This is a genomic window from Methylobacterium terricola (assembly GCF_006151805.1).
Lineage (GTDB): Bacteria > Pseudomonadota > Alphaproteobacteria > Rhizobiales > Beijerinckiaceae > Methylobacterium > Methylobacterium terricola.
On sequence record NZ_VDDA01000013.1, the window covers coordinates 62502 to 88321 of the forward strand.

The 25820-nt window shown below is 70.9% G+C and carries 24 protein-coding genes; 15 read left to right on the forward strand and 9 right to left on the reverse strand.

The window, feature by feature from the left end:
- The first annotated feature begins 334 nt into the window (after positions 1-334).
- A complete protein-coding gene (locus FF100_RS23455) occupies positions 335-1711 on the forward strand; it encodes a polysaccharide biosynthesis/export family protein (RefSeq protein WP_139038185.1) in 1377 nt (458 codons plus the stop codon).
- Between the two features lie 132 nt (positions 1712-1843).
- On the opposite strand, the gene FF100_RS23460 is transcribed toward FF100_RS23455, so the two are convergent.
- On the reverse strand, positions 1844-2143 hold the full coding sequence (locus FF100_RS23460; RefSeq protein ID WP_246102280.1) for a hypothetical protein: 300 nt from the start codon (positions 2141-2143) through the stop codon (positions 1844-1846).
- A gap of 187 nt (positions 2144-2330) precedes the next feature.
- On the opposite strand from FF100_RS23460, the gene FF100_RS23465 reads away from it, so the two are divergent.
- The 4 genes from FF100_RS23465 to FF100_RS23480 all read left to right on the forward strand — a co-directional run bounded on the left by FF100_RS23465 (position 2331) and on the right by FF100_RS23480 (position 6881).
- Positions 2331-3551: a GNAT family N-acetyltransferase gene (locus FF100_RS23465; RefSeq protein WP_139038186.1), complete on the forward strand. Its 1221-nt coding sequence runs from the start codon at positions 2331-2333 to the stop codon at positions 3549-3551.
- An 84-nt stretch (positions 3552-3635) separates the two neighbouring features.
- Positions 3636-4997: a serine hydrolase domain-containing protein gene (locus tag FF100_RS23470; RefSeq protein ID WP_139038187.1), complete on the forward strand. Its 1362-nt coding sequence runs from the start codon at positions 3636-3638 to the stop codon at positions 4995-4997.
- A 130-nt stretch (positions 4998-5127) separates the two neighbouring features.
- Positions 5128-6297 carry a M20 aminoacylase family protein gene (locus FF100_RS23475; RefSeq protein WP_139038188.1) on the forward strand — a complete coding sequence of 390 codons (1170 nt, stop codon included), beginning with the start codon at positions 5128-5130 and terminating at the stop codon, positions 6295-6297.
- 152 nt (positions 6298-6449) lie between these two features.
- Positions 6450-6881 (forward strand): HIT family protein, encoded by a 432-nt coding sequence (locus tag FF100_RS23480; protein ID WP_139038189.1) that lies wholly within the window; start codon positions 6450-6452, stop codon positions 6879-6881.
- Positions 6882-6968: 87 nt separating this feature from the next.
- Here the strand turns inward: FF100_RS23480 and FF100_RS23485 are convergent, their stop codons facing one another.
- From FF100_RS23485 to murI, 4 genes are all read right to left on the reverse strand, one after another.
- Entirely contained in the window at positions 6969-8165 is a 1197-nt protein-coding gene (locus FF100_RS23485; RefSeq protein ID WP_139038190.1) for a GGDEF domain-containing protein, read from the reverse strand.
- Between the two features lie 394 nt (positions 8166-8559).
- On the reverse strand, positions 8560-9177 hold the full coding sequence (rpsD, locus tag FF100_RS23490) for a 30S ribosomal protein S4 (protein WP_048433566.1): 618 nt from the start codon (positions 9175-9177) through the stop codon (positions 8560-8562).
- A gap of 176 nt (positions 9178-9353) precedes the next feature.
- Positions 9354-10157 (reverse strand): alpha/beta hydrolase, encoded by an 804-nt coding sequence (locus FF100_RS23495; RefSeq protein ID WP_139038191.1) that lies wholly within the window; start codon positions 10155-10157, stop codon positions 9354-9356.
- A 28-nt stretch (positions 10158-10185) separates the two neighbouring features.
- Positions 10186-11061 (reverse strand): glutamate racemase, encoded by an 876-nt coding sequence (gene murI / locus FF100_RS23500; RefSeq protein ID WP_139038192.1) that lies wholly within the window; start codon positions 11059-11061, stop codon positions 10186-10188.
- A gap of 210 nt (positions 11062-11271) precedes the next feature.
- On the opposite strand from murI, the gene egtB reads away from it, so the two are divergent.
- The 4 genes from egtB to FF100_RS23520 all read left to right on the forward strand — a co-directional run bounded on the left by egtB (position 11272) and on the right by FF100_RS23520 (position 15071).
- A complete protein-coding gene (egtB, locus tag FF100_RS23505) occupies positions 11272-12525 on the forward strand; it encodes an ergothioneine biosynthesis protein EgtB (RefSeq protein WP_139038193.1) in 1254 nt (417 codons plus the stop codon).
- 62 nt (positions 12526-12587) lie between these two features.
- Entirely contained in the window at positions 12588-13574 is a 987-nt protein-coding gene (egtD, locus tag FF100_RS23510; RefSeq protein WP_139038194.1) for an L-histidine N(alpha)-methyltransferase, read from the forward strand.
- Between the two features lie 19 nt (positions 13575-13593).
- Positions 13594-14289, forward strand: coding sequence for a vWA domain-containing protein (locus FF100_RS23515; RefSeq protein WP_139038195.1), 696 nt, complete (start codon positions 13594-13596; stop codon positions 14287-14289).
- 47 nt (positions 14290-14336) lie between these two features.
- On the forward strand, positions 14337-15071 hold the full coding sequence (locus tag FF100_RS23520; protein ID WP_139038196.1) for a DnaJ domain-containing protein: 735 nt from the start codon (positions 14337-14339) through the stop codon (positions 15069-15071).
- Positions 15072-15330: 259 nt separating this feature from the next.
- Here FF100_RS23520 and FF100_RS23525 read toward each other — a convergent pair whose 3' ends face one another.
- Complete coding sequence (locus FF100_RS23525; protein WP_139038292.1) at positions 15331-16806, reverse strand: D-alanyl-D-alanine carboxypeptidase; 1476 nt, start codon at positions 16804-16806, stop codon at positions 15331-15333.
- Between the two features lie 310 nt (positions 16807-17116).
- On the opposite strand from FF100_RS23525, the gene FF100_RS23530 reads away from it, so the two are divergent.
- The 4 genes from FF100_RS23530 (at position 17117) to FF100_RS23545 (ending at position 21306) form a co-directional block, all read left to right on the forward strand.
- Positions 17117-17599 carry a phasin family protein gene (locus FF100_RS23530; RefSeq protein ID WP_139038197.1) on the forward strand — a complete coding sequence of 161 codons (483 nt, stop codon included), beginning with the start codon at positions 17117-17119 and terminating at the stop codon, positions 17597-17599.
- A gap of 320 nt (positions 17600-17919) precedes the next feature.
- Positions 17920-18303 carry an ATP-dependent Clp protease adapter ClpS gene (gene clpS, locus FF100_RS23535; protein ID WP_139038198.1) on the forward strand — a complete coding sequence of 128 codons (384 nt, stop codon included), beginning with the start codon at positions 17920-17922 and terminating at the stop codon, positions 18301-18303.
- A gap of 53 nt (positions 18304-18356) precedes the next feature.
- Positions 18357-20834, forward strand: a complete 2478-nt coding sequence (gene clpA, locus FF100_RS23540) for an ATP-dependent Clp protease ATP-binding subunit ClpA (RefSeq protein WP_139038199.1) — start codon at positions 18357-18359, stop codon at positions 20832-20834.
- A gap of 199 nt (positions 20835-21033) precedes the next feature.
- Positions 21034-21306, forward strand: coding sequence for a hypothetical protein (locus FF100_RS23545; RefSeq protein ID WP_139038200.1), 273 nt, complete (start codon positions 21034-21036; stop codon positions 21304-21306).
- A 179-nt stretch (positions 21307-21485) separates the two neighbouring features.
- Here the strand turns inward: FF100_RS23545 and FF100_RS23550 are convergent, their stop codons facing one another.
- A complete protein-coding gene (locus tag FF100_RS23550; protein WP_139038201.1) occupies positions 21486-22298 on the reverse strand; it encodes an inositol monophosphatase family protein in 813 nt (270 codons plus the stop codon).
- A gap of 392 nt (positions 22299-22690) precedes the next feature.
- Between FF100_RS23550 and FF100_RS23555 the strand changes: the two genes are divergently transcribed.
- Positions 22691-23224, forward strand: coding sequence for a DUF6101 family protein (locus tag FF100_RS23555; protein ID WP_139038202.1), 534 nt, complete (start codon positions 22691-22693; stop codon positions 23222-23224).
- An 18-nt stretch (positions 23225-23242) separates the two neighbouring features.
- Here the strand turns inward: FF100_RS23555 and ubiA are convergent, their stop codons facing one another.
- Together ubiA and FF100_RS23565 are read right to left on the reverse strand one after the other, a co-directional pair.
- Positions 23243-24184, reverse strand: a complete 942-nt coding sequence (gene ubiA / locus FF100_RS23560) for a 4-hydroxybenzoate octaprenyltransferase (RefSeq protein ID WP_139038203.1) — start codon at positions 24182-24184, stop codon at positions 23243-23245.
- 40 nt (positions 24185-24224) lie between these two features.
- Positions 24225-24707, reverse strand: coding sequence for a hypothetical protein (locus FF100_RS23565; protein WP_139038204.1), 483 nt, complete (start codon positions 24705-24707; stop codon positions 24225-24227).
- Positions 24708-24987: 280 nt separating this feature from the next.
- Between FF100_RS23565 and FF100_RS23570 the strand changes: the two genes are divergently transcribed.
- Entirely contained in the window at positions 24988-25773 is a 786-nt protein-coding gene (locus FF100_RS23570) for a 16S rRNA (uracil(1498)-N(3))-methyltransferase (RefSeq protein WP_139038205.1), read from the forward strand.
- The last annotated feature ends 47 nt before the right edge of the window (positions 25774-25820 follow it).

Genomic DNA, 25820 nt, shown 5'->3' on the forward strand with positions numbered 1-25820 from the left:
GCCGCACTCCACGAGCCATTCGCCGTCTCCACCGTTAAAGAGCGGCAGACGATAGGCAGAGACGCGGTGGATCGGTCAATTTCACCACAATATTAGCGCAATATACGTCGCTTATATTGGAGCTACGTCGTTCGCAGCGCGACAATGACGGTCGGCACGACGAATGTGCGGGCGGATCGGGGGGACAGGGCACGGGGGGCGGAGCCCTTCCTACCGCTTATTGGGAGGCTGCGCGGTGGGACCGGAGAGCCGAGGCTCGGCCCCGCTCCACCGCGACATCCCCCTCGGCGACACCCGGCTCCCGCGCCGGCCGGGACGAGAAGGCCAGACCCGCATGCGTCCAAGCTCCCGTGTTCCCGTCGCTGTCCGCCGCGGTCTCGTCGTCGGCGCCCTGTGCCTGCCGGCCGGGATCACGGGCGCGGCCGGGGCGCCGCCCCCCACCCCGCCGGTCGCCGTCCCGGCGGCCGTTTCACCCCCGGCCGCTCTCGCGGGCTACGCCCTCGGGCCGCTCGACCGGATCCGGCTGCGGGTGTTCGAGTGGCGGGCGAGCCGCGACGAGATCTTCGCCTGGACGGCGCTCAACGACGAGTTCACCATCGGGGCCGACGGCACGCTGTCGCTGCCGATCGTCGGCGACATTCCGGTGGCCGGATTGCCGACCCGCGAGGTCGGCCGGCTGGTGGCGAAGCGCCTGCGCGATCGCATGGAGCTGGCGGACGCCCCCGATACCGCGGTCGAGATCGCCCAGTACCGACCGTTCTACATCACCGGTGCGGTCGACAAGCCCGGGGAATACTTCTTCAGGCCGGGGCTGACCGTGGCCAAGGCGGTGGCGCTGGCGGGCGGGCCGCCGCGGGTCGCCGACAGCGGTCTCCTGCGCCTCGAGCGCGACGCGATCACCGCGCGGGGCGACCTCGCCGGCTTGCACAAGGATCGCGACCAGCTGACGATCCGCCTCGTGCGCCTCGCCGCCGAGCGCGACGACAAGCCGAAGATCGAGTTCCCCAAGGAGCTGGCCGGGCGCCCGGATCCAGGACTCCAGGCCCTCCTGGAACGCGAGACCTCGATCTTCGAGGCCCGCCGCAAGGCGCTGGCGACCCAGGTCGACGCCATCGAGGACCTGAAGCGCTTCCTGCGCCAGCAGATCGACGCGCTGAACGGCCAGCTCGCCACCATCGACACCCAGATCAAGCTGATCGCCACCGAGATCCGCAGCAACGAGCAGCTCGCCGAGCGCGGCCTCGCCACGCAGCAGCGCACCATCGCGGCCGGCCGCTCGATGGCCCAGATGGAGAGCGAGAAGCTGCGCACCACCACCGACCTGCTGCGCGCCCGCGAGTCGATCTCCCGGGCCGACCTGTCGATCCTCGACATGCGCAGCCGGCGCGCCACCGAGGTGACGGGGGAGATGCGCGACACGCAGCGGATGCTGGAGCAGCTGAAGCCCCGGATGGAGGTGGCCGAGCGGCTGATCATCGAGGCCGAGGTCTCCGCCCCGCGCTTCCTCTCCGACCGCAGCCAGGCCCGGCGCGCCAAGCCGATCTACCGCATCGCCCGCCAGAGCGGGGCGACGGCCCAGGAGGTCATCGCCGAGGAGAGCACGGCGCTGCTGCCGGGCGACGCGGTGACGGTGGAAGTGCCGAACAGCGACCTGCCGGCGGTCTCCTGGCCGAACGCGACGCGGCCGGGGGCGATGACGTCGTTGAATTGAGGGCGGGATACGATCGCTCCGACGCAGGCGATGATCATCCCCTTCTGGTCGTTCCGGGCTCCGCTGCGCGGCCCCGGATGACCCTGTGCGGTGGCAGGGCCTGCCTCCCTTCGGATTGGGATCGGCGGCGCCTCAGCGCTTCCGCCACCACGCGACGACCCGTTTCCACCGCTCCTCCAGCCACCGCGCCGACCGCTCGAGCCCCGGCTTCATGCCGGGCAGGTCCTCGCTGAGGAGAGCGAGGCCGAGGGGCAGCATCCACAGGCCGAAGATCGGCAGCACCGCCAGGAAGCCGCCGAGGATCAGCAGGAGCGCCGCCGGGATCCGGACCCAGCGCCGCGACGGTGCCCGCAGCCAGGCAATGGCCTTGCCGACTGGCCGCGGCAGCAGGTCGAGCAGATGAGCGATCCGCTCGTCCCAGGCCTGCGCCAACGGTGTCTGGGATCCTTGCGACGCTGTCGGCATCGCCTTGGGGACGCGCGGGCGCGCAGGGGTATCGTCGGTGATCATGGCGAGAAACAAAGCGGCAAGACGCTAGGACGGTTCCCGCCCGCCCACGAACGCCTGCGAGGCCGCGCCGCATTGCCGTCGCCCCACCCGCGACCTAACTCCGAGACCCATGGAGACTACCGGCGAAGCAGGGTGCGGCGCCACCCCGGCGGCGGGCACCTTGCAGGTCCGCGTCGTCCAGCGCATCTCCGAGATCGCGGCGGCCGACTGGGACCGCTGCGCGCTCTCGTCCGAATCGCTGGCGGGGGCGGCCGAGAGCCACAACCCCTTCGTCAGCCACGCCTTCCTGTCGTCGCTCGAGGATTCGGGCTGCGTCGGCGGCCGGACCGGCTGGCTGCCGCTCCACGTCGCCGCCGAGCGCGACGGGCAGGTCATCGGCTACGCGCCGTGCTACCTGAAATCCCACTCGCAGGGCGAGTACGTGTTCGACCACGGCTGGGCCGACGCGTTCGAGCGCGCCGGCGGCCGCTACTACCCGAAGCTCCAGGTCAGCGTGCCGTTCACCCCGGTGACGGGCCCGCGCTTCCTGGTCGCGCCGGGCGAGGATCCGGAGGAGGCCACCGCGGCCCTCGTCGCGGGCTTGCGGGCGCTCCGCAAGCAAGTCGAGGCGTCCTCGATCCACGCGACCTTCCTGCCCGAAACCGAGGCCGAGCGCGTCGGCGGGCTCGGCTTCCTGCGGCGGGTCGACCAGCAGTTCCACTGGGACAATGCCGGCTACGCGACCTTCGACGAATTCCTCGCCGCGCTCGCCTCGCGCAAGCGCAAGGCGATCAAACGCGAGCGCCGCGACGCGCTGGCATCCGGGCTCACGATCGAGTGGGTCACCGGCTCGGACCTGACGGACGCCCACTGGGACGCGTTCTACCGCTTCTACATGGATACCGGCTCGCGCAAGTGGGGCCGGCCCTACCTCAACCGGCGCTTCTTCTCGCTCATCGGCGAGCGGATGCCCGAGCGTATCCTGCTGGTGATGGCCCGCCGCGAGGGCCGATACGTCGCCGGCGCCATCAACCTGATCGGCGACCGCGCCCTCTACGGCCGCAACTGGGGCTGCATCGAGGACCACCCGTTCCTGCATTTCGAGGTCTGCTACTACCAGGCGATCGACTTCGCGATCGGCCGCGGCCTCGCCCGGGTCGAGGCCGGGGCGCAAGGGGAGCACAAGCTCGCCCGCGGCTACCGCCCGGTCATCACCCACTCGGCCCACGACATCGCCGATCCGTCCCTGCGGGCGGCGATCGCCGACTACCTCGCCCGCGAGGCCCGCCACGTCGAGGCGGCGGCGGAGGCCCTCGACGAGGCGACACCGTTCCGCAAGGGCGAGGACTGACGGGGCGGTAGCGTCCCACAGTCCGGACGGCTACGCTCGCCCCACGAGGCCCGGGAAGAGGCCTCGGTTCGGGAGCGAAACGTCATGCGGACGAGCGAGAGAGGGCGCGGGCGCGCGTCCCGCCGGTTCCTGCTGGGGTGTCTCGGGGTCGCGGTCACGGCGCTCGCCGCGCCGGCCCTCGCCGACCAGGCCCTGCAACCGCGCAGCGGCGAGGCCCTGGCGCCGGCCCGGCCGGAGGAGGTCGGTCTGTCCTCCGAGCGGCTCGGCCGCATCAAGCGGGTCTTGGAGGAGGAGGTGGCGGCCGGGCGCCTGCCCGGCGCCGTGGTGATGATCGCCCGGCGCGGCCGCCTCGCCTACGCCGAAAGCGTCGGTTTTGGCGACAAGGGCGCGGGCGCGCCGCTGGCCAAGGACGCGATCTTCCGCATCTACTCGATGACGAAGCCGCTGACCTCGGTCGCCGCGATGGCGCTGATGGAGGATGGCCGGCTCCAGCTCACTGACCCGGTGTCGAAGTACCTGCCGGAGTTCAAGGACCTGAAGGTGGCGGCAAGCCGCCCCAACGCGCTCGGCGAGGCCGCGCCCGATCTCGTGGCGCCAGAGCGCGCGCCGACCGTCCAGGATCTGCTGCGTCACACCGCCGGCCTCGCCTATGGCGAGATCACCACCAACCCGGCGGTGAAGGCGGCCTACGCCAAGGCCGGCCTGTACAAGCCGGATTTCGACTACAACACCACCGACCTGACCCCGGCGGAGTTCACCAGCCGGATCGCGGGAGCGCCGCTGGCTTACCAGCCCGGCACGGTCTGGCAGTACAGCCTCGCGGTCGACGTGCTCGGCCGCGTGATCGAGAAGGCGTCGGGCCAGCGCCTCGGCGACTACCTGGCGGAGCGCGTCCTGCGGCCGCTGAAGATGAACGAGACCGGGTTCTCGGTGCCGGCCGACAAGGCCGGACGGATCGCGCAGGCGCTGCCGACCGATCCCGCCACCGGCGCACCGAACCGGCTGATCGACGGCGCGGTGCCGAAGAACGATTCGGGTGGGGCCGGGGCTTACGGCACCGCCGCCGACTACCTGCGCTTCGCGCAGGCGCTCCTCGACGGCGGCAGCCTCGACGGCGCCCGGGTGCTCAGCCGCACCAGCGTCGAACTGATGACCGCCGATCATCTCGGCGACCGGATCAAGCCGGTAGTCGGCCCCGGCGAACTCCTGATGGGTGTGCCCGGCTACACGTTCGGCCTCGGCTTCATGGTGCGCAAGGAGGCCGGCATCGCCGGGGTGCCGGGCTCGAAGGGCGAGTTCCTGTGGGCCGGCTATGCCGGGACGTTCTTCTGGGTCGATCCCAAGGAGGATCTGGCGGTGGTGATGATGACCCAGGCGCCGGGCCCGAGCCGGGCCTCCTACCGGCGCGCGATCAAGCAGCTGGTCTACGGCGCCATCGCCGATTGAGGCGTCGGCAGACTCGCCGGGGGCGCGGGAAGCCATGCATCCGCGCCTCTGGACTCAGGTGAGACGGCACCGGAGGATGCGCGCCGTCCGGCCCGAGAGACAGGGGCCGAAGCCCGGAGCGTCCCGCCGCATGTCCCCGATCGACCGCATCTCCGCCGACCTCGACGCGCTCACCGCGATCCGGCGCGACCTGCACGCCCATCCCGAGCTCGGCTTCGAGGAGGTGCGCACCTCCGGCATCGTGGCCGACAAGCTTGCCTCCTGGGGGATCGAGGTGCATCGCGAGGTGGGCCGCACCGGCGTCGTCGGGATCCTGAAGGGCCGCGGCACCAGCGACCGCCGCATCGGGCTGCGCGCCGACATGGACGCCCTGCCGATCGAGGAGGCGACCAACCTTCCCTACCGCTCGACCGTGCCGGGCAAGATGCACGCCTGCGGCCATGACGGCCACACCACGATCCTGCTCGGGGCCGCCAAGTACCTGGCCGAGACCCGCGACTTCGACGGCACCGCGGTGTTCATCTTCCAGCCCGCCGAGGAGGGTTTGGGCGGCGCCCGCGCCATGCTGGCCGACGGGCTCTTCTCGCGGTTCCCCTGCGACGAGGTCTACGGCCTCCACAACAACCCGAGCGGGCGGACCGGCGAGCTGTCGGTGCGGCCGGGCCCGGCGATGGCGGCGGCCGACTTCTTCGACATCCGCATCATCGGCCGCGGCGCGCACGGGGCGCAGCCGAACCGCGGCATCGATCCGGTGGTGGTCCAGGCCGCCCTGGTCCAGGCGCTCCAGACCATCGTCAGCCGCAACGCCGACCCGCTGCAATCGGCGGTGCTGTCGATCACCCAGGTCCATGCCGGCGCGGCCTACAACGTGATCCCGGAGGAGGCCCACCTCGCCGGCACGATCCGGACCTTCGACGACGACATCCGCGCCCTGGTCTCCAAGCGCATGCGCGAGATCGCCGCCGGCGTGGCCGCGACCTTCGGGGCCGAGATCACGGTGGACATCCGCGACATCTTCTCGGTCCTGCGCAACAGCGAGGCGCAGAGCCAGGCCGCCGCCGAGATCGCCACCGAGCTGTTCGGCGCGGCCAAGGTCGATCGGGCACCCGAGCCCAAGATGGGCAGCGAGGACTTCGCCGACATGTTGCACGCGGTGCCGGGCGCCTATGCCTGGCTCGGGGGCAAGGCCGGCGCCAACCTGCACAACGCCGCCTTCGACTTCGACGACGCGATCATCCCGCTCGGCGCGGCCTACTTCGCCCGGCTGGTCGAGCGGCGCTCGGCGGCGGCCGCCGGCTGAGGGCCGGTTCCGGGCGGGTCGCGGTTCGGATAAGCTGCCGGCGACGCCGCCTCTCCGCGTCGTCGCAGGGCCGGTGCAAGGTCCTGGGACGACCGGGAGGGCGGCACGATCGATCGGCGACGCAGCCGGTCGGCCCCCGACAGGACCCTGCGATGACCGCGACCGCCTACGATTCCCAGAACATCTTCGGCAAGATCCTGCGGGGCGAGATCCCCTGCCACAAGGTCTACGAGAACGACCACGTCATCGCCTTCATGGACGTGATGCCCCAGGCCGACGGCCACACCCTGGTGGTGCCGAAGACCCCGAGCCGCAACCTGCTCGACGCGGACCCGGCCACGCTCGGCCACCTCTACGCCGCGGTGCAGACCGTGGCCCGGGCCGCCAAGACCGCCTTCGCGGCCGACGGCGTCGCGGTCTACCAGTACAACGAGGCGGCGGCCGGCCAGACCGTGTTCCACCTCCACGTCCACGTCCTGCCCCGGCACGAGGGCGTCGCGCCGCGCCGCCACGTCGACGGCATGGCCGATCCGGCCGTGCTGGCGCAGCATGCGGAGCGGATCCGGGCGGCGCTGAACAGCTAGGCGAACGGGCCCCGGGACGCTCGACAAGCCGGGCGGCCCGGCATCCGGTCCCTCCCCGTCTCCCGGGGCGATCGTGACGCGAGCCATTCATCGGTACAACCGATACTGGTTCGTTCCGGCGCGTTTCGCATCGTAGAGCGCCGCATCGGCGCGCTCGATCACAGCGTCGACCGCGTCGTCATCCGACTGCACCATCGCGCCACCGATGCTGACGCCGACCTGCACGAACTGGCCGGCCTGCACCTCGACGTGTCGCGAGATGGCGTCGATCAGGCGCCGGGACAGGCGTTCGACATCGTCGGCATCCGTTCCGGGCAACAGGCAGACGAACTCGTCTCCTCCCAGCCGGAAGACGCTGTCGCCCTCGCGGGTCGCCGCGCGCAGTCGCTCGGCGACGACCTTGAGGAGCTTGTCGCCGGCAGAATGTCCGAAGGTGTCGTTCACGGCTTTGAACCCGTCGAGGTCGAGGCAGATGACAGTGAGACCGGCGGGCGATCCCTCGGCCCGACGCAGAGCGAAGTCGTCCAAGGCTTCATCCAGGCTCTTCCTGTTCGCCAGCCCGGTCAGGGGATCGATGCGGGCCAGTTCGGCAAGGGCGCGCTCGGCCTCGAAGGTCCGGACCAGGAGCTTGGTGTTCTGATAGGTGACGAACCAGAATGAGACCGTGAGGAGCGGCACCAGCATCGCCATGCCGGTCATGTGCTGCGCCGGAGCCAATGCGAGTCCGACATCGTAGGGGATCACGCAGGCGCTCATGACCAGGATGCCGAAACGCGGAGCGCCGGCATTGCGCATCGAGATCGTCCCGACCGCTCCGGCGACGTTGAGAGCTCCGAGGACCATCAACGCCGGGAGCCCGGTCGCGGCAGCGCCGCCCGCCCCCATTCCGTAGAGCATGCCCCAGGCGCCCCCACACAGCATGATGAGGGCGTGGCTGCGCCGACGTCGAGCGGGCAACAGGTCGTCCACGTGGAGCGTGCGAATCAATTTGAGACGATAGGCGGTCAGGACGATATCGGCGGCCAGCCAGGCAAGCGGCCAGGTCCGACCCGTCATTGCCATGATGACGGCGACCGACAACAGGGTGCTCAGCGACCCGACCAGAAGAGGCCTGGTGTGTAAGATCATCGCGAACAACATCCAGGCTCTGAGATCTTCCGGATCCGAGCTGGATATGGTCGTGATGAAATTATATGATTTATCAAAAGCCGACTTGTCGTTCGATGATGCCTCGGCGGCCGGGCGGGGCCTGTCACGATATGTGATACAGTTCATATCGGACATCGAAGCGCCGCACGAGGATAGAAGATTCTTTCTGATTATATCCGCTGTCTAATTTTTTGGTAAATATCACATGACGCAGGGGAAAAAATCGATATGACTTAGGTATATCAACCCATCTCTACGGATCTGTTAGGTCATGGTTCGAGTGGATCGCGGCCGGGTTCGGGCTTGAGCGCCTTGCAGCCCGGCTCCGATCGTCCCTCGTGCCCATCGTCCGAGCAGGCAGGCACCCGGCGGCGTCGGGAACTGCTCCAGCCGGATCGGCAGCACCGCATTGGTCCCGTTCCGCCTCCACCCCCATGCGGGATCGGCTCCCCGCACCGTCCCGCCCCGAACGGAAAAAGCCGCCCTCGCGGGCGGCTTTTCCAGGAGCGTGGTTCGTGCGTCGCGCGGGTTAGCGCGAGTAGAACTCGATGACCAGGTTCGGCTCCATCTGCACCGGGTACGGGACCTCGGAGAGCGTCGGCACGCGGGTCATGCGCGCGGTCATCTTGCCGTGGTCGACCTCGATGTAGTCGGGCACGTCGCGCTCCGCGAGCTGGCTTGCCACCACGACGATCTCGAGCTGCTTGGACGATTCCTTGATCTCGATCACGTCGTCCGGCTTGACGAGGTAGCTCGGGATGTTGACGCGCACGCCGTTCACCCGGATGTGGCCGTGGTTCACGAACTGGCGGGCGGCGAAGGGGGTCGCCACGAACTTGGAGCGGTACACCACCGCGTCGAGACGGCGCTCGAGCAGGCCGACCAGGTTCTCGCCCGAGTCGCCGCGCAGGCGGATCGCCTCGGCGTAGTAACGGCGGAACTGCTTCTCGGTGATGTTGCCGTAGTAGCCCTTGAGCTTCTGCTTGGCGCGCAGCTGCGTGCCGAAGTCGGACATCTTGCCCTTGCGGCGCTGGCCGTGCTGGCCCGGGCCGTACTCGCGGCGGTTCACGGGGCTCTTCGGGCGGCCCCAGATGTTCTGGCCCATGCGGCGATCGAGCTTGTGCTTCGCCTGAACGCGTTTCGACATCGCGTGTCCTCTAGAATGTCATCACGTAGGAGAGGAACGCGCCCTCCTCCCCCCGAAGCCGGGGCGACAGAGCGGCCGTGACGAGCCGCTCGCGGGTGCGCAAAATGCTGCGGGGCCCCGAACCGGAGCCCCGCGAACCGGGCGCTCTTAGGCGACGAACCGTTTCGGGTCAAGACTCAGGGTGCAGGCCGGAACCGTATCTCGGCCTCCGCGTCCCGCGCGCCGAGGATCGAGACGTGGTCGCCCGGCAGCGCGACGAAGTCGGCCCTGCCGATCCGCGCCAGACGGGCGCCGTACTTCTCCGGGATCACCGGATCGGATTCGCCGTGGACGATCAGGATCGGCACGGCGACGGTACCGATGACCCTGTCCGAGCGCCAAGTGTCGGCGAGCAGCCCCGCCGGCAGGAAGCGGAAATGATGGCGGGCCATCGCGGTCATCGAGTCGAACGGCGCCTCCAGATAGAGGCCGAGCACACCCGCCGCCCCGATCCGGGCCGCCACCGCGACGGCGACCGCCGCACCCAGGGAATGGCCGTGCAGCAGCAGGGGCGTCCCCGGCGCGCGCCGCCGCGCCTCCGCCACGGCCGCGAGGCCATCGGCGATCAGGCCGGCCTCGCTCGGCCGGCCGGTCGAGCCCGGATAGCCGCGATAGGCCGGCGCCATCACGCCCCAGCCGTGCGCCCGCCACGGCCCGGCGGCGAAGCGCTCGGCGTGCCATTCGGGCAGCGAGGCGTTGCCGTGGACGCTCACCACCATGCCGGCGCCTGGGGCCGGCGGCAGCCACAGGGCGCGCAGGCGCTCGCCGTCCGGCGTCGTGATCGTGATCGTCTCGACCTCCGGCGGCAGGCGCGCCGTCGTCGCCGGGACGGGCCCGCCCTGCCCCGGATAGAGCAGGGCGCGCTGGAACCACCAGAACGCCGCGACCACCGCACCGTAGAGCGCCAGCAGACCGACGAGCAGGACGGCCGCGATCGTCATCGGTCGCGCCAGGATCAAAGGAGCCGGCTCACTGCAGCACGAGCGGCATCGCCTCGAACGCCACCTCGGCGATGCCGCGGTCGGCGAGCGCCGTGCGCAGGGCCGGGGTCAGCCGGTCGCCGGAGGTGAAGGCGGCGAGCACCGGACCGGGCACATCGTCGCCGGTGCTGCGCACCGGACCGCCGATCAGCTGGGTCATCCGCCGGGCGATCGCCGGGGCGGGGTCGATCCAGGTCACCGGCCAGGGCGCGATCGCCTGGTAGCGGGCGAGCAGGAGAGGATAATGGGTGCAAGCGAGCACCACCACGTCGGTGCGTCCCGCCGCGCCCTCGACGAAGCACGGCCCGATCTCGGCCCACAGGTCGGCATCGGACACCGGCAAGCCGGAGAGCGCCGCCTCGGTGAGGGAGGCGAGGCCGGTGGCGCCGACCAGCGTGACGGCGCAGCCCGCCGCATAGGTCTCGACGAGATCGCGGGTATAGTCGCGCCGGACCGTGCCGGGGGTGGCAAGCACGCTGACGAGGCCCGAGCGGGTCGCGGCCGCCGCCGGCTTGATCGGCGGCACGGTGCCGACGAACGGGATATCGAAGCGGCGGCGCAGGGCCGGCAGCACCAGGGTCGAGGCGGTGTTGCAGGCCACCACGACGAGGTCGGGGGCATGGAGCGCGATCAACCGCTGCATGACGGCGAGCACCCGCTCGACCAGCACCGGCTCGGCGAGGCCGCCATACGGAAAGGCGGCGTCGTCGGCAGCGTAGACCACCCGGGCGTCAGGCCGGGCGCGCCGCACCTCGGCCAGTACCGTGAGGCCGCCGAGGCCGGAATCGAACACGAGCACCACCGGCGTCCGGGTGATCGGCGCCAGAGGCGCCGCGGCAGTGCCGGCCATCAGATCGAACCGCATGAGAGGTCTTGACCGAGAGGTATGGAGATTACCGGCGAGAGTCCGGCGCGACCGTTAAGGCTTGGTCAAAGCGGCGGCAAAATGGCCCCGCCCTCCCCGCCGCCCACACGCGCCCGGCCTCAAGCTGCGCGGTAACGCCGCGCTGGAGAAACACGTTCCCCCGCCCAACGTTGATCGTGGACAACGAGTCTACGCGAGAGGGATGATCCGATGGCAGCGACCGCGACCGCGCAGATCCCTGACACGCGCCCCGCGTTCCCCCCGCCACCCGCCGATGCCCGCCCGATCGACCGGGGGGCCTGGATCGCGGCCTTCCGGCACGTCCGCGACGAGACCGAGCGCCGCGCCGCCCCGCTCTCGCCGGAGGACCAGCAGATCCAGTCGATGCCGGATGCGAGCCCGACCAAGTGGCACCGCGCCCACACGACATGGTTCTTCGAGCAGTTCCTGCTGACCGCGATGGTGCCGAACTACACCGTCTTCGACGAGCGCTTCTTCTACCTGTTCAATTCCTATTACGTGCAGGCGGGCCCGCGCGCGCCGCGGATCAGCCGCGGCCTCGTCACCCGGCCGACCTGCGACGAGGTGGCGGCCTACCGGGCCCATGTCGACCATGCGGTCGCCGGCCTGATCGCCGAGGCGCGAGAGGGACAGCTGGCGGAGATCGTCGCGACCCTCGAGATCGGCCTGCACCACGAGCAGCAGCACCAGGAGCTGATGCTCACCGACATCCTGCACGCCTTCGCCCAGAACCCGCTGCTGCCGGCCTATGACGAGGGCTGGCGCTGGCCGTCCCTGGCGCAGCAGCAGGGCCGCGTGGCGCTCCCGGGCGGCGTGACCCAGATGGGGCATGCGGGCTCCGGCTTCCACTTCGACAACGAGGAGCCGCGCCACGACGTGCTGCTGCGGCCCGTCAGCCTCGACCGCGCCCTCGTCACCAACGGCGAGTGGCTCGAATTCATGCAGGATGGCGGCTACGCCAAGCCCGAACTCTGGCTCTCCGACGGCTATGTGGCGGCGCAAGCCGAGGGCTGGGAGGCGCCGGGCTACTGGCGCCAGGCCGACGGGGTGTGGTCGAGCATGACGCTCGCCGGGTTGAAGCCCGTCGATCCGGCCCTGCCGGTGACGCATGTCAGCTACTACGAGGCCGACGCCTTCGCCCGCTGGGCCGGGCGCGACCTGCCGACGGAAGCCGAGTGGGAGACGGCGTCCGGCTCCCTCGACGCCGCCTTCGGCCATGTCTGGCAATGGACCCGCAGCGCCTACAGCGCCTATCCGGGCTACCGCCCGCTGCCCGGGGCGCTCGGCGAGTACAACGGCAAGTTCATGGTCAGCCAGTTCGTGCTGCGCGGCGCATCGGTGGCGACGCCGCAGGGGCACAGCCGGCCGACCTACAGGAACTTCTTCTATCCGCACCAGCGCTGGCAGTTCACCGGCCTGCGTCTATCTCGGTACGGGGAGTGAGGCGCGGCGCGCCTCGAAGCGGGCCCCTGTCGGGGGCCCGCCCGATCTCGGAGTGTCTGCCCGTGAATGTCCCGCTTCCTCACCTGGCGCCCGCCCTGCGCGACGGCGGCCTCGACCGGACCTTTTTGCAGGACGTGCTCGGGGGCCTCAGCGCCCCGAAGAAGCACCTCTCGGCGAAGTACTTCTACGACCGGCGCGGCTCGGAGCTGTTCGAGGCGATCACCCGGCTGCCGGAATACTATCCCACCCGCACCGAGCTCGCGATCCTCGACCGGGACGGGCCCGAGATCGGCGCCGGGCTTCCCCCCGGTGCGGCCCTCGTCGAGTTCGGCAGCGGCTCGACCGCCAAGGTCCGCCGTCTGCTGCCGCACCTGACCGACCTCGCGGCCTACGTGCCGGTCGACGTCTCGGAGGAATTCCTGCGCAGCGAGGCGGAGGAACTCGGCCGCGACTTCCCGCGCCTGCGCGTCGAGCCGGTGGCGGCGGATTTCACCAAGCCGTTCGCGCTGCCCGACGACCTGGCGGACGCGCCGAAGGCCGGCTTCTTCCCGGGCTCGACGATCGGCAATTTCGAGCCCGAGATGGCGGCGGGCCTGCTCGCCAGCTTCGCCCGCACGCTCGGCGCCGGCGCCACCCTCATCGTCGGCATCGACCTCGTGAAGGACAAGGCGGTGCTGGATGCGGCCTACGACGATTCCGCCGGGGTGACGGCGGCCTTCAACCTCAACCTGCTCGCCCGCATCAACCGCGAGCTCGGCGCCGATTTCGACCTCGATGCGTTCTCGCATCAGGCCTTCTTCGACGAGAATCTCGGCCGCATCGAGATGCATCTGGTGAGCCGGCGGAGCCAGCTCGTGACGGTGGCCGGCGTGCCGTTCCATTTCGCGTCCGGCGAGACGATCCACACCGAGAACAGCTACAAGTACACGGTGCCGGGCTTCCGGGCGCTCGCCCGCGGCGCCGGCTGGGAGCATGCCCGCGTCTGGACCGATCCGGACGGGCTGTTCTCGGTCCACGCCCTCACCGCCAGCACGATCCGGCGTCAGTGATCCGCCCGGCGACCGCACGATGAGCGGGTCCGACCTCGGCCGCCCCCGGAGCGGCGCGGTCGACGCCTTCCTGGAGACGGCGCGACAGGTCGCCGCACCGTCCGGTGACGCGCCGCGGCTGATCTTCGCCCTCGATGCGACGATGAGCCGGCAGCCGACCTGGGACCTCGCCTGCGGGGTCCAGGCCGGGATGTTCGAGGCGACCGCCCGGCTCGGCGGGCTCGCGGTGCAGCTGGTCTATTTCCGTGGCGTCTCCGAGTGCCGCGCCTCGCGCTTCGTCGCCGATGCCAGGGCGCTGACCGGCCTGATGCAGGCCGTTGCCTGCCAGGGCGGACAGACGCAGATCGGCCGGGTGCTGCGCCATGCCCGCAACGAGGCCCGGCGCGCCCCGGTCAAGGCGCTGGTGCTGGTCGGCGACGCGATCGAGGAGAGCCTCGACGACCTGTGCGGCATCGCGGGCGAACTCGGATTGCTCGGCCTGCCGGCCTTCTGCTTCCACGAGGGGCCGGATCCGGCGGTCGCCGCCGGTTTCGCGGAGATCGCCCGCCTGAGCGGCGGAGCCTCGGCCCGGTTCGACCTCACGGCACCCGACGTGCTGGCGGCGCTGCTGCGCGCCGCGGCGATCTACGCCACCCGAGGACTCGACGGATTGCGGCTGGCCGCGCATGGAGATGCGGCGGCGCGCCGGCTCCTCGCCGGCATGACCGGCGGGTAAGACGGGTTCTCCCGCGACCGCGCGAGCCTGACGGTTTAGAGCAACGGATGATAGCCCTCGGCCTCGGTGTCCTGGTCCTCGTCGGCCTGTCGTGGCTCGGCCGCCACTACGCGACGGCGAATCCCGCGACGATCGCGCGGGTGATCCGCCAGGCCGGCGGCTGGCTCGCCCTCGCGGCGGCCGCCTTCCTGTTCCTGCGCGGGCGTTTCGACATGGCCGGGGCGCTCGGCCTCGGCGGCGCCTGGCTGCTCGGCTGGCGCCAGGGCTCTCCCCTGCCCTTCGGCCTCGGCCGCGCCATGCCCTGGCGCCAGGGCGCCGCTTCGCCGGGCGCCACCTCGCGGGTGCGCTCGGCGATGCTGGAGATGGAGCTCGACCATGCCAGCGGGGCGATGCGCGGCACGGTGCTGGCCGGCTCCCTCGCCGGACAGGGGCTCGACGGCCTGCCGCTGCCGCGCCTGACCGCCCTCCTGGCGGAGTGCCGCGCGGGCGACCCCGACGGCGCCCGCCTGCTAGAGGCTTATCTGGACCGCCGGTTTGCCGGATGGCGCGTAGACGCTCAGGCTGATCGCGACCCGCGGCCGGGCGGTGCGGCGCAGCCAGGGCCGATGACGGAGGAGGAGGCCTATCAGATCCTGGGGCTTCAGCGCGGGGCGCCCCTCGAGGAGGTGCGCCGGGCGCACCGTACCCTGATGAAGCGGCTTCACCCGGACCAGGGCGGGTCCGACTACCTGGCGGCCCGCGTCAACGCGGCCAAGGACTTTCTGCTCAACCGACATCGCTGATGCTCCACGCGCGTGTCGACGGAGCCGCGGCAGGGACGCGCCGCGGCGGGGATGTGTTCGAGAGTGTCTTTGCGCGGCTGACGAGCCGATGCGCTCCGGTCCGGAGCGCGTCCCCTCCCCCTGTGGGGCGGGGTGAGGGGGTTGGGTGCGGTACAGAATGCACCGTTGAGCCATACGCGGCGCCATCCCCACCCCCGACCCCTCCCCACGCGCGGCAGCGATGCCGGGGAGGCCCGGGATCGCCGGGGAGGGTAAGATGCTAGCTCCGCGTCGCGAAGCAGGTGAAGCCGTTGCGCTTCAGCGCCCGGCAGGCATCCTGCGCGGCTTCCGCCTCGGAGAACCCGGAGAAGCGGGCGCGGTAGAGCGTGGTGCCGCCATGGGTCACCTTCTCGGTGAACGGCGCGGCCTTTCCGAGCGCTCCGCCTCCGCGCTGGCGCGCCTCGGCGAGCATCGACTTGGCCTTGCCCTCGTCGTCCATCGCGCCGAGCTGGATCACCCAGGGCGACACCGTAACGGGCTTCGGGGCCGGCGCCGCGGCCTCGCGGGGAGCGGGCGCCCGGACCTCGCCGGGCTCGGAGGCCGGCAGGCGCGAGGCGTACTTTCCGCCCGGCGCCGGGAAGGCCGGCGCTGCGGCGGCCGGCGCGTAGGCCTGGGCGCTCGCCGGCATGCCGGCCGCGCCGGCGCGCCACTTCGGCGTCGCGCCGCCGCGGGGCGCGATGTCGAGGGGCTGGCCGGTGGAGTTCGTGGTCTCGACGGCGTCGTCCTCGTCGGCCGACGCCACGAGGGTGCGGGTCGCGACCGGGCGCTCGGCCACCACGGCGGGGCGCGGCCGCTCGGCCACCTCGACCACCGGCGCGCTCGTGCGGGCGCCCGCATAGGCCACCGGCAGGTTGGCCTGGACGAGCTTGGCCATGATGTTGTCGCGGCTCGCCACCGACTTGCCGCCGAGCACGACCGCCACGATGTGGCGGTCGCCGGTGCGCGCCGAGGTCATCAGGTTGAAGCCCGAATCGCGGGTATAGCCGGTCTTGATGCCGTCCACGCCCTCGACCCGGCCGAGGAGATGGTTGTGGTTGCCGATCACCCGGCCCTTGAAGGCGAACGAGCGGGTCTGGAAGTAGCGGTAATATTTCGGGAACCGGTCCTGCACCGCGCGGGCGAGGATCGTCAGGTCGCGGGCGGTGGTGATCTGGTCGGAATCCGGCAGGCCCGAGGCGTTGGCGTAGTGCGTGCGGCTCATGCCGAGGGCATGCGCCTTCCGGGTCATCATCTCGGCGAAGGCCGGCTCGGAGCCGGCGATGTTCTCGCCGATGGCGCAGGCGATGTCGTTGGCGGACTTAGTCACCAGCGCCTTGATCGCCTCCTCGACCGTGACGGTCGAGCCCGGGCGCACGCCGAGCTTCGAGGGCGGCTGGCGGGCGGCGTTGGCGGAGACCGTCAGCGGCGTGTCGAGATCCATCTTGCCGCGCTCGAGCTGCTCGAACAGCAGGTAGAGCGTCATCACCTTGGTGATGGAGGCCGGATGGCGCAGGGCATCCTCGTTGACCGCATGCATCACGCGGCCGGTCTTGGCGTCGACCACCATCGCCGCGTAGGGCGGGTTGTAGCCACCGCCGCCGCCGTGATGGGCGCGCCGGCGCGCCTCGGCGGGCGAGGCGGTGAGCGCCGTCAGCACCGCCGCGGCGGCGAGCACGGCCGGCAGCGCGGGTCCAGATTGGCCGTGAACGCAACGCATCACGCGACTACCCCGTTCGACTGAAAGAGGACGCCCGCGACGGCGGTGGCGCCCTGGACCGCAGGCGCCCCACGAGAACGGCGTGGCGCAGCGGCATCACTGTCAATCAGGCTAGGCAGGCGCGGTTACGCCCCGGTTAATCGCCGACGAATTCCGACGCTCGGATTCGCGTCATTGTGCGACGCACAACGGCTCTTGACGAATTTTGTGCGCTGCACATATTGCCTGCGACGGGGCGCGCCGCGCGGGCGCCCCGCACTGCTCTCTCCGCCGCGCGAGAAGGAGCGCCCGTCGAGGGCGCCACGCCATCATGAACCAGAACATCAGCCAGCAGGTCGAGAAGCAGGCCGAGGCGGCCCAGAAGTTCGGCAAGGACGGCATGGACGCGATGCTGCGCAGCTTCGGCACCCTGTCGAAGGCCAGCCAGGCGATCGCCGTCGAGGCCACCGACTTCGCCAAGCAGTCCTTCGAGCACGGCACCGCCACCCTCGAGAAGCTCGCCGGCGTGCGCTCGCTCGACAAGGCGGTCGAGATCCAGACCGAGTACATGAAGGCCTCGTACGAGCGCGCCGTGGCCCAGAGCCAGAAGATGTCCGAGCTCTACCAGAACCTCGCCAAGGAGATGGCGAAGCCGTTCGAGGGCTTCGTCTCGCAGGCGCAGCAGCAGGCCGCGAAGTTCCAGGACCAGGCCTTCAAGGCGCAGGGCCGCGCCTTCGAGCAGGCCAAGGACGGCATGAACAAGGCCCAGGACGAGGCCGGCAAGGCCTTCGACGCCGCGCGGGACGCCGCGTAAGCAGAGAGACGGGCGGCCGGCGCGGCCGCCCCTCCTCGACGGGATCGCGCGGCCGGCATGGCCGCCCGTCGCCCAGGTTCGACGCCTCCCGCGGCCGGCACGGATCCCCGTGCCGGCCGCGCTGCGTTTTCAGGGGTCTCGCATGGGCCGGCACGACAAGAGCGCGCAGCCGACTGGCGAAGCGCAGACTCGGCCTATAGATTAGGCTCGGCACCGGCAGCCGACGTGATAGGCTGCCTTTCCGCGACACGCTCCGGCCTCCTTGCGAGAGGGCCGGTGCGGTTCGGCGCGGTCGCCAGAGCGAGGTCGGTACGATTCAGATGGCTCAGGTCCCGAGGCAGGGAAAACCCTCCACCAGGCCGGTCGCGGCCAATCCCCGCGCACCCGGGAACGGTAACGGCGACGGTCGATCGGGAACCGCCGTGATCACGCGGACGAAGCCGCGCACCAAGCGGCCCAACCTCTACCGCGTGCTGCTCCTCAACGACGACTACACGCCGATGGAGTTCGTCGTCCACGTCGTGGAGCGGTTCTTCAACAAGTCGCGGGAGGACGCGACCCGCATCATGCTGCACGTCCACCAGAACGGCGTCGGCGAGTGCGGCATCTTCACCTACGAGGTCGCGGAGACCAAGGTGACGCAGGTCATGGACTTTGCTCGGAAACACCAACATCCTCTACAATGCGTTATGGAAAAGAAATAGGCAATCGCCGAGACGAGCGTTAACTAAGACAGGCACCAGCAAAGAGGCCCGCTTTGCCCAGCTTCTCACGCAGCCTTGAACAAGCTCTCCACCGCGCCCTGGCGCTGGCCGGCGAGCGCCGGCACGAATACGCGACCCTCGAGCACCTCCTGCTGGCGCTGGTCGACGACCAGGACGCGGCCGCGGTCATGCGGGCCTGCAACGTCGACGTCGACCTGCTGAAGCGCAACCTCGTCGAGTACATCGACACCGAGCTCGCCAACCTCACCGGCGACGGACGGCAGGACGCCAAGCCCACGGCGGGGTTCCAGCGCGTGATCCAGCGCGCGGTGATCCACGTGCAGTCCTCGGGCCGCGAGGAGGTCACCGGCGCCAACGTGCTGGTGGCGATCTTCGCCGAGCGCGAGAGCCACGCCGCCTACTTCCTGCAAGAGCAGGACATGACCCGCTACGACGCGGTCAACTACATCAGCCACGGCATCGCCAAGCGCCCCGGCCTGTCCGAGGGCAAGCCGGTGCGCGGCGCCGACGAGGAGGGTCCGACGGAACGTCCCAGCGGGGCCGAGGACGAGCGCGGCGGCCAGAAGAAGAAGGGTGACGCGCTCGACGCCTATTGCGTCAACCTCAACAAGAAGGCCCGCGAGGGCAAGATCGACCCGCTGATCGGCCGCGAGAACGAGGTCCAGCGCACGATCCAGGTTCTCTGCCGCCGGCAGAAGAACAACCCGCTGCTCGTCGGCGATCCCGGCGTCGGCAAGACGGCGATCGCCGAGGGTCTGGCCCGCAAGATCATCCAGCACGAGGTGCCGGAGGTCCTGGCCGACGCGACCGTGTTCTCCCTCGACATGGGCACGCTGCTCGCCGGCACCCGCTACCGCGGCGACTTCGAGGAGCGCCTCAAGCAGGTGATGAAGGAGATCGAGGCGCATCCGAACGCCATCATGTTCATCGACGAGATCCACACGGTGATCGGTGCCGGTGCGACCTCGGGCGGTGCGATGGACGCCTCGAACCTCCTGAAGCCCGCGCTCGCCTCCGGCGCGCTGCGCTGCATCGGCTCGACCACCTACAAGGAGTACCGCCAGTACTTCGAGAAGGACCGGGCGCTGGTGCGCCGCTTCCAGAAGATCGACGTCAACGAGCCGTCGATCCCGGACGCGATCGAGATCCTCAAGGGCCTGCGTCCGTCCTTCGAGGAGTTCCACAAGCTCAAGTACACGACTGAAGCTGTCAAGGCCGCGGTCGAGCTGTCGGCCCGCTACATCAACGACCGCAAGCTGCCGGACAAGGCGATCGACGTGATCGACGAGACCGGCGCCTCGCAGATGCTGGTGCCGGAAGGGCGGCGCAAGCGCACGATCGGCGTGAAGGAGATCGAGGCGACCATCGCCACGATGGCCCGCATCCCGCCGAAAACCGTGTCGAAGGACGACGCGGAGGTGCTCGCCCACCTCACCGACAACCTGAAGCGGGTGGTCTACGGCCAGGACGCCGCCATCGACGCGCTGACCGCCTCGATCAAGCTCGCCCGGGCGGGCCTGCGCGACCCCGACAAGCCGATCGGCGCCTACCTGTTCGCCGGCCCGACCGGCGTCGGCAAGACGGAGGCCGCCAAGCAGCTCGCCTCGAGCCTCGGCGTCGAGATGCTGCGCTTCGACATGTCGGAATACATGGAGCGGCACACCGTCTCGCGGCTGATCGGCGCCCCTCCGGGCTATGTCGGCTTCGACCAGGGCGGCCTGCTCACCGACGGCATCGACCAGCACCCGCATTGCGTGCTGCTGCTCGACGAGATCGAGAAGGCCCACCCGGACCTGTTCAACATCCTGTTGCAGGTGATGGACCACGGCAAGCTGACCGACCATAACGGCAAGCAGGTCGATTTCCGCAACGTCATCATCATCATGACGACGAATGCGGGCGCGGCCGACCTCGCCAAGGCGGCGTTCGGCTTCACCCAGAACAAGCGCACCGGCGACGACCAGGAGGCGATCAACCGCCTGTTCGCCCCGGAATTCCGCAACCGCCTCGACGCGACCGTGTCCTTCGGCCACCTGCCGAAGGAGGTGGTGGCCAAGGTCGTCGACAAGTTCGTCCTCCAGCTCGAGGCGCAGCTCGCCGACCGCAACGTCACCATCGAGCTCTCCGACGAGGCGAGGGACTGGCTGGTCGAGAACGGCTACGACGAGGCCATGGGCGCCCGCCCGATGGCCCGGCTGATCCAGTCGACCATCAAGACCCCGCTCGCCGACGAGGTGCTGTTCGGCAAGCTGAAGGATGGCGGCGCGGTCCGGGTGATCGTCAAGCGGCCCGACGGCGAGAAGCCGAGCCTCGGCTTCGTCTTCCCGGCCGGCCCGGTGATGCCGCGGCCCGAGAAGGACGTGACGATCGCGGCCAAGAAGGCGGGCAAGAGTGCCGCCAAGAAGCAGAAGCGCCCGCGCGCCGCGCCGAAGAAGCCGAAGGACGGCGGATCGGGCGACGGTGGCGGCGGGGTCCGCACGGTGCCGAAGGTGCCTCTGGTCCGGGCCTGACCCGGACGGGATCGAGGGCTCCCCCCTCGATCCTCACTCGCCTCCCGTGTATGAGGCTCATCGAGACGCGCAGATCCCGGCGGGGCCTCCCCGCCGGGATCTGCGTTTGAGGCCCTGGCGGATCCTGACGGTCCGCTGGCCCGGTGATGGATGCGCGGGGCTTTTGGCTCTTGGCGCCAGGAAACGTGAGACGATCCCCATGAGCGGTGATCTGAACGAGGGTCCCCTCGCCCCGGCCGCGACGGTGACCCCGCCCTCCCCGAAGCTGACCCGCCGCGAGAAGCGCCGGCAGCGCCGCCGCCGCCGCAAGATCGGCGAGGAGATCCTCGGCTGGATCCTGGTGCCGCTGATCCTGCTCGCCGGCTTCTGGGCGATCAATGCGGGCTTCGCGTTCTTCGGGACGACGCCGAGCGTGGTGTTCGATCAGCTGAAGCAGGTGAAGACGGCCCTGGAGAAGCGGGAATCGCGGTAGCGGCGCGCCTCATGCGCGCAAGCCGGATTCCCCCGCTCCGCATCCCGCCCAACCTCTTCCGCTCGGCGGATTGGGGTCCCGGGCTCCGCTCCGCGGCCCCGGGATGAGGTGGAGGGCGTCACGACCGTCGACGTCTGGCTGCGAACGCCTGGCCGAGGGGCATCGCGCCGATTCGCGCCTCACCCCAACCCAGACAGCACCGCCTCCCGCAGCGCCTGCGGCAGCGCCACCAGCTCGCCGTGAATCGGCTCGCGCCGGTTGTAGACCGGGACCCGGCCGTCGAGGCCGAGCACCGCGCCGCCGGCCTCGCGCAGGATCAGGTCGGCGCCGGCGAGGTCCCAGTCGCGGGCATCCGACGAGACCAGGCCGACATCGACCAGCCCCTCCGCCACCCGCACCAGGCGCAGAGCCAATGACGGGATCCGGGGCAGCCGCACCAGCGCGCCGGGCGTCCCGTCGAGGCCGGCCTGACGCTCGAGCCGGTCGGCCATCGGCTTCGGACCGGTCACCCGGGCGCCGGCGAGCGCCTGCTGGCCCGAAACCCGGATCGGCGCGCCGTCCTTCGTCGCCCCCTCCCCGGCCACCGCCTCGTAGAGCGTCCCGGTGACCGGCGCGGCAACGTGGCCGAGCACCGGCTCGCCGCCGGCCAGGAGCGCCACGGCGATCGACCAGTCGGGATCGCCCGACAGGAAGGCGCGGGTGCCGTCGATCGGGTCGACGATCCAGACGAGGTCGTGGGCGAGGCGGACGGGGTCGTCGCGGGTCTCCTCCGAGAGCCAGGCGGCGCCGGGGATCAGCTCGCTCAGGCGCACCTTCAGGAAGGTGTCCACCGTCACGTCGGCCTCGGTCACCGGCGAGCCGCCGGCCTTGTTCCAGACCCGGGCGCTGGTGCGCTCGCCCTGCCGGAAATACGGCAGCGCCAGCAGGGCGGCCTCGCGGATGATGGCCCGGACCTGGGGCAGGAGCGGGCGCACGTCGTCGGGAAGGGGCATGGGTCAGCCGCCACGGTTTCGAGGGGGGAGTCGAGGGGGGCGCCCGGCGGCCCCGCGGCGGGCACGGGTTGAGCACGGGGCTCGGTCCCTCCGTTGTAGGCCCCGGCACCGGGCGCCACAAGGATTCGTCGCCCCGGACTTCGCAGCGGCGATGCCGCATTGTCTTAGCGAAGCGTTTCGCACCACCGGGACGCCGTCTTCTGGCGGTGAACGATAAATGAATCGGGTCGCGACAAGGATCCGTTGAGCATTCGGCTCATCTGTGCCGCGCCAACTATCGCTTAACGCTGCCTTTTAAGGCGTTCTGAGCCGGAGCGGGTCCACTATCGTGACAACAGCGGACGACACGACAGAGGTCGCCGCCTCACGCGGACAGGGCGTCGAGCAGAACCATGGTCACCAGATTCCCCTCTTCGAACCGCCGGTCTTCGAGCAGCAACGCCGCCCGCCGCGACGTGGAGCTCCCGGTCATCCACCGCGGCCCGGTCCAGGCCGAGCCGTCGGCGCTGCCGATCGTCGGATCGATGCCCGGTGCCAGCGCCGCCGGCAGCCTCGCCCTCTGCCTCGACGGCGATGCCAGCGACGCGGCCGGCGAGGACCGCTTCGCCGTGATGGTGCTCGACCGCAGCGGCGATCCGCTGATGTCCCTCGGCCTCTACGGCGACGACGAGGTCGTGGCGGTGTGGCGGCGCCTCGGCGCCGAGACCGGGCTGCCGATGGTGGTGATCCAGGAGGACGGCGCCGTCGCCCCGATGGGCCAGCAGGTCGGCCGGCTGAAGCTCGGCGCGATCCGCATCCGCCGCCGCCACGGCCTGCTCGCCCATCGCCGGCCGCGCTTCCTCACCCGCCGCAAGACCGCCCGGCTGCCGCTGCGCCCGCTGGTGTACCGCGACGAGGCGCTGATGACCGACGGCGGGGGCCTCTGAGCGCCGTGGCGGCGAGGCCTACATCAGGCCCTGCCAGATCGCATCCAGCGTGAGGCCGCAGAACAGGATCAGTCCCGTATCGCGGTTGGAGCGGAACAGCCGCAACGCCTCCGCGCCGTCGCGCGGATCGAGCCGCCAGACCTGCCAGGCGAGGTGGCCGGCGAACAGCGCGAGCCCGGACAGACCGATCGGACCGGCCCCGGCCCCGGACAGGGCGAGGCCGATGCAGAGCACGCAGGCCAGGAAGCAGCCCGCCACCGCGAGGCGCACCCAGGCGCCGAAGAAGCGGGCGGAGGACTTGATGCCGGCGATCTCGTCGTCCTCGATGTCCTGCACCGCGTAGATCGTGTCGTAGCCGATCACCCAGGCGATGGTGCCGGCATAGAGCCAGTAGGCCGGGGCGTCGAGGCGGCCGAGCAGGGCGACCCAGCCCATCAGGGCGCCCCAGGCGAAGGCGAGGCCGAGCACGACTTGCGGCACCGGCATCACCCGCTTCATGAACGGGTAGATCGCGACCGGCGCGAGCGAGGCGAGGCCGACGAGGATCGCCGTCCGGTTGAATTGCAGCAGCACCGCGAGGCCGACCAGCGCCTGCAGCACCAAGAAGATCAGGGCGTGGCGCACGCGGATGCGCCCGGAGGGCAGCGGCCGCAGGCGGGTGCGCTCGACGCGGGCGTCGAGGTCGCGGTCGGCGATGTCGTTGTAGGTCGAGCCCGCCCCCCGCATGGCGACCGCGCCGATCAGGAACAGCGCGAGGTGCCACAGGCTCGGGCCCGGCTGGCCGGCCGCGATGGCCGCCAGCGCCGCCGACCACCAGCACGGCAGCAGCAGCAGCCACCAGCCGATCGGCCGCTCGATGCGGGCCAGCCGCAGGTAAGGCCGCACGGCCTCGGGCGCATGCCGGTCGACCCAGTGCCCGGTGACCGCGTCGGCGACCGGGCGGTCGGGCGTCAGGCTCATGCGAGGGCGCGGACGATCGGCGCCGTCATCGCGGCCGGGCTCACAGGGCGCCCTGCGGCACCCGGAAGCTGCCGGTCAGGCCGGGCCCGCCGAGAAGGCCGCCGCCGCCCTGCTGCTGCTGCTGCGCCTGCATGGCGCGGGCCTTCTTCTCCATCGCCGCCTGCTGCACGGCCGCCTGGCAGACCTTGGTGCGCAGGGTCGAGACCCGGCCGTGATCGGCCTTGAAGCCCTCGACGAAGGAATCCGGGATCGAGCACCAATCCTTGTTGGCGCTGATCCACTTCAGGCCCTCGGTGCCGTTGGCCTGGAGCTTGGTGAACAGGGTGCAGGCGGCCGCCGCGGTGATCTTCGCCTTCTTGCCCTGGGAGGCGGCGTTGACCTTGCCGACGATGTCCTTGCGCTCGGTGAGGGTCTTCTGGATCGTCGAGCAATCCGCGCCCTGGGCCTGGGCGGCCCCGCCGAGCAGCGTCGCGCCGAGCAGGCTTCCGGCCAGCGCCGCCACGGTCACACGCATGCGAGTCATCTCCCAACCCCCCAAAGCTCCGGCCCCACCATGTCGGCGTCCATGATTTCCGCGTCTATGCGAGCGCGGCCGCGCCTGGCGCCCGGCATAGCGTAAGACTTCCTTGCCGCTCTCGGCCTTGCTGCGCTTTCTGCACAGGAATGTGGCGCCATCATGCGGGGACGGCCGGTTCGTTCCACGCCCGGCCACCATCGGGCGGATGCGTTGCAGCGAGGCCACAGGCCCGAAGCCGCGACGCGGCGATTGACATCCCGCCCCCGCCTCGGCGAGCAGAGCGGGCATGGCGGCCTACGATTTCAACGCTCCCCGGCTTTTCCTCGACATCCCGATGCGGGAGGGCGTCCGGCACAGTCTCGACCGGGCGCAGGCGAATTACCTGCTCTCGGTCCTGCGCAAGGACACCGGCGAGCCGGTGCTGGTGTTCAACGGCCGCGACGGCGAGTGGCGGGCCGAGATCGAGCCGACCGGCCGCAAGGCGGCCGACCTCGTGCTGCGGGCGCAGACCCGGCCCCAGACCTCGGCCGGCGACCTGCACTACCTGTTCGCGCCGCTGAAGGCCGCCCGCCTCGACTACGTCGCCCAGAAGGCGGTGGAGATGGGCGCGAGCCTGATCCAGCCGGTGGTGACCCGGCGCACGCAGGGCGACCGAATCAAGCTCGACAAGCTCCACGCCAACGCGATCGAGGCCGCGGAGCAATGCGGCATCCTGAGCCTGCCGGAGATCCGCGACGCGACGCCGCTGGCCGAGGCCGTGGCCGCCCTCGCGCCCGAGCGGCTGCTGGTGTTCTGCGACGAGGACGCCCCGGTCGCCGATCCGGTCGCCGCGTTAACGCAGGCTGGCGCCGCGGCGGCGGGGACCGGCGTATCGGGGCGCCGTACCGTGCCGCTGGCGGTGGTGATCGGACCCGAGGGCGGGTTCACGCCCGAGGAGCGCGCAGTGATCGGGGGGCGCGCCAATACCGTCCGGCTGTCGCTCGGCCCGCGCATCCTGCGCGCCGACACCGCCGCGGTGGCGGTGCTGGCCCTGGTTCAGGCCGTGCTCGGCGACGGGCGCTCGGCGATCTGACAGGCGGCCGGCCGGGCTCGCGCCGCAATCCGGGCGCTGCTATCGGG

Excerpts from the sequence above, each read along its gene's own strand:
- FF100_RS23455 (WP_139038185.1), top strand. The coding sequence starts at position 335 with ATGCGTCCAAGCTCCCGTGTTCCCGTCGCTGTCCGCCGCGGTCTCGTC.
- FF100_RS23465 (WP_139038186.1), top strand. The coding sequence starts at position 2,331 with ATGGAGACTACCGGCGAAGCAGGGTGCGGCGCCACCCCGGCGGCGGGC.
- FF100_RS23470 (WP_139038187.1), top strand. The coding sequence starts at position 3,636 with ATGCGGACGAGCGAGAGAGGGCGCGGGCGCGCGTCCCGCCGGTTCCTG.
- FF100_RS23475 (WP_139038188.1), top strand. The coding sequence starts at position 5,128 with ATGTCCCCGATCGACCGCATCTCCGCCGACCTCGACGCGCTCACCGCG.
- FF100_RS23480 (WP_139038189.1), top strand. The coding sequence starts at position 6,450 with ATGACCGCGACCGCCTACGATTCCCAGAACATCTTCGGCAAGATCCTG.
- FF100_RS23485 (WP_139038190.1), bottom strand. The coding sequence starts at position 8,165 with ATGTCCGATATGAACTGTATCACATATCGTGACAGGCCCCGCCCGGCC.
- rpsD (WP_048433566.1), bottom strand. The coding sequence starts at position 9,177 with ATGTCGAAACGCGTTCAGGCGAAGCACAAGCTCGATCGCCGCATGGGC.
- FF100_RS23495 (WP_139038191.1), bottom strand. The coding sequence starts at position 10,157 with ATGACGATCGCGGCCGTCCTGCTCGTCGGTCTGCTGGCGCTCTACGGT.
- murI (WP_139038192.1), bottom strand. The coding sequence starts at position 11,061 with ATGCGGTTCGATCTGATGGCCGGCACTGCCGCGGCGCCTCTGGCGCCG.
- egtB (WP_139038193.1), top strand. The coding sequence starts at position 11,272 with ATGGCAGCGACCGCGACCGCGCAGATCCCTGACACGCGCCCCGCGTTC.
- FF100_RS23515 (WP_139038195.1), top strand. The coding sequence starts at position 13,594 with ATGAGCGGGTCCGACCTCGGCCGCCCCCGGAGCGGCGCGGTCGACGCC.
- FF100_RS23520 (WP_139038196.1), top strand. The coding sequence starts at position 14,337 with ATGATAGCCCTCGGCCTCGGTGTCCTGGTCCTCGTCGGCCTGTCGTGG.
- FF100_RS23525 (WP_139038292.1), bottom strand. The coding sequence starts at position 16,806 with ATGCGTTGCGTTCACGGCCAATCTGGACCCGCGCTGCCGGCCGTGCTC.
- FF100_RS23530 (WP_139038197.1), top strand. The coding sequence starts at position 17,117 with ATGAACCAGAACATCAGCCAGCAGGTCGAGAAGCAGGCCGAGGCGGCC.
- clpS (WP_139038198.1), top strand. The coding sequence starts at position 17,920 with ATGGCTCAGGTCCCGAGGCAGGGAAAACCCTCCACCAGGCCGGTCGCG.
- FF100_RS23545 (WP_139038200.1), top strand. The coding sequence starts at position 21,034 with ATGAGCGGTGATCTGAACGAGGGTCCCCTCGCCCCGGCCGCGACGGTG.
- FF100_RS23550 (WP_139038201.1), bottom strand. The coding sequence starts at position 22,298 with ATGCCCCTTCCCGACGACGTGCGCCCGCTCCTGCCCCAGGTCCGGGCC.
- FF100_RS23555 (WP_139038202.1), top strand. The coding sequence starts at position 22,691 with ATGGTCACCAGATTCCCCTCTTCGAACCGCCGGTCTTCGAGCAGCAAC.
- ubiA (WP_139038203.1), bottom strand. The coding sequence starts at position 24,184 with ATGAGCCTGACGCCCGACCGCCCGGTCGCCGACGCGGTCACCGGGCAC.
- FF100_RS23565 (WP_139038204.1), bottom strand. The coding sequence starts at position 24,707 with ATGACTCGCATGCGTGTGACCGTGGCGGCGCTGGCCGGAAGCCTGCTC.
- FF100_RS23570 (WP_139038205.1), top strand. The coding sequence starts at position 24,988 with ATGGCGGCCTACGATTTCAACGCTCCCCGGCTTTTCCTCGACATCCCG.